This is a genomic window from Erwinia sp. Leaf53, assembly GCF_001422605.1.
Lineage (GTDB): Bacteria > Pseudomonadota > Gammaproteobacteria > Enterobacterales > Enterobacteriaceae > Erwinia.
The window spans coordinates 1-1,809 of the sequence record NZ_LMLK01000017.1; the positions used below are offsets into that span (position 1 = coordinate 1).

General features: G+C 55.8%; 3 protein-coding genes. 1 reads left to right on the forward strand and 2 read right to left on the reverse strand.

The annotated features are described in order from the left end of the window. On the forward strand, positions 1-226 hold a 226-nt coding region (locus ASF13_RS11645), incomplete at its 5' end, for a SymE family type I addiction module toxin (protein WP_072166365.1). A 48-nt stretch (positions 227-274) separates the two neighbouring features. On the opposite strand, the gene imm45 is transcribed toward ASF13_RS11645, so the two are convergent. After that, a complete protein-coding gene (imm45, locus tag ASF13_RS23510; RefSeq protein WP_072166366.1) occupies positions 275-598 on the reverse strand; it encodes an Imm45 family immunity protein in 324 nt (107 codons plus the stop codon). Next, on the reverse strand, positions 598-1,809 hold a 1,212-nt coding region (locus ASF13_RS25230; RefSeq protein WP_162237192.1), incomplete at its 5' end, for a VENN motif pre-toxin domain-containing protein. The genes imm45 and ASF13_RS25230, both read right to left, overlap by 1 nt.

Here is a 1,809-nt window from a genome sequence, read left to right on the forward strand (position 1 = left end):
ACGCTGGCTGAGGGAGGCGGGGTTTGAGACCGGCACGCAGGTTTACGTCCGGGTCTCGCCCGGCTGCCTGATCCTGACCGCGCAGGAGCCACAGCCGGACCAGGAGCCGGAAGTGCTGAGCACCCTGCGCCGTGCCTGCGGGAAGCTTTCAGCCCGCAGGCAGCGGCAGATTACCGAGTTTATTCAGGTGATTGCGGGGGGACAGAAGCGGGTGGAACAGCGGTAACTGGCTGGTTGTAAAGTAAAATCCCGGCTCGGTGGCCGGGATCATTTTTTATGCAATGGGCGTAGCTACATATTCATCAAGAATGTAAACATCCTCAACGTTACATTCTGGATAAATCCACTTCGACCAATTATTAATTATCCATTCTGTGCTTAAAGCATGTCCTTCTGTAGAGGCGCTTTCCAGCGGTAATTCAACCAGCATTGAACCAGCTTTAAATCCTGATGAGACAACCAATCCATGCGTATGAGCCAAATCTATTACCATAAAATCTACGACACTTTCGTATGGCCATACTGCCGGCAATCTAAAAACCCGCCCTCTTCGTATTGACTTTTCTGGATAATTAATCAATTTTCTGATGCATTCCATCACTTAACCCTCAAATTGTGCCCACCAGATTTGTCCTTACTATCAGGTATTTCCTTCATGGCAAAGTTAATTTCTTTGATATGTTTACCTTGAGGGCTAACAACTTCAAAACGACCATGCTGAGTATCGAGAGCATATAAATTACCATCTGTGCCTCGGTAAACATCACGATTATTCATTTTAGTTAACTTGTTATCCTTAATCATTCCCTGCTCTGCGACAACTCTAGCAGCGGTTTGTTTTACCACAGCAACTCGTTCTCCCGGCACTAATTTAAACAGGCTTGCCTCAAACTCACCAACAGTTACACCTGTCGCAATTTTAATCGTCGGATCAACAGTTTTCAGAGCACCAGGTACTTTCTTGCCCGGCAGGATTATCCCGGCCAGCATTCCACCCGTGGCTTCCAGCGCCGCCTGGTTTCCTTCAGACGCCTGAACTACCGTGTCTTTTACTGCCGACCAGGTATCGCTGCTCATCAGCGCTTTAACGCTGTCTGCCACCGCCTGGTTCTTACCGGACAGATCGCTGAGCGCCTGGCTGCAGTAGCTGTCTCCGGCTGCACAGGAAGCCAGCGCCATTGCTGCATCCGCAACGTAATCAGCTGAACCTAAGGCGGCATCGCCGCTGTCAGCAAGGGCAGTGATGATACTGTTTGCGATGGACGAGGTTGTGCTGTTTCCAAGCTTATCCCTGACCTGCTCCTTCAGGGATTCGGCAGCCTGTTTTACTGTTTCACGGGCCTGGTCCCCCGACAGCGAGTTATTCTCAACCGAATTTTTCCCCGCCTGCGCCCCAGCAACCGCATCCGCCGTGCTGCCGCCCGCGATGCCGCCAGCAAGCCCCGCCGCCAGCGTACCCAGCGTGCTGACCGTCTGCTTCTGCTCTTCCGTCAGCTCGCTGACCGTTTTGCCCGGGTACAGCCGCTGCATCACCAGCTGCGCCATCAGCTCGCCGCTCACGCCGCCCGCCGCGCCCGCCAGCGCGCCGTTGCCCGAGGCATATGAGGTTACCGCACCCAGCACCGCGTGCGCAACCGCCTGCGCCGGCGGGTTGCCCTGCGTAAGACGGTGGATCTGCTCCGCCAGGTACGGTGCCGACGCGCCGCTCAGCGCCTGCGCCATGCTGCCGCCCGCCAGGCCCTGCACCGCCGCCGTCGCCGCCTGGATGCCCTGCTGGATCGCGCTGCCGGTGCCCCACCGCGCCTGCGC

Bases quoted from the DNA above. Each gene is read 5' to 3' on its own strand.
- imm45 (WP_072166366.1), bottom strand. From the start codon at position 598: ATGGAATGCATCAGAAAATTGATTAATTATCCAGAAAAGTCAATACGA.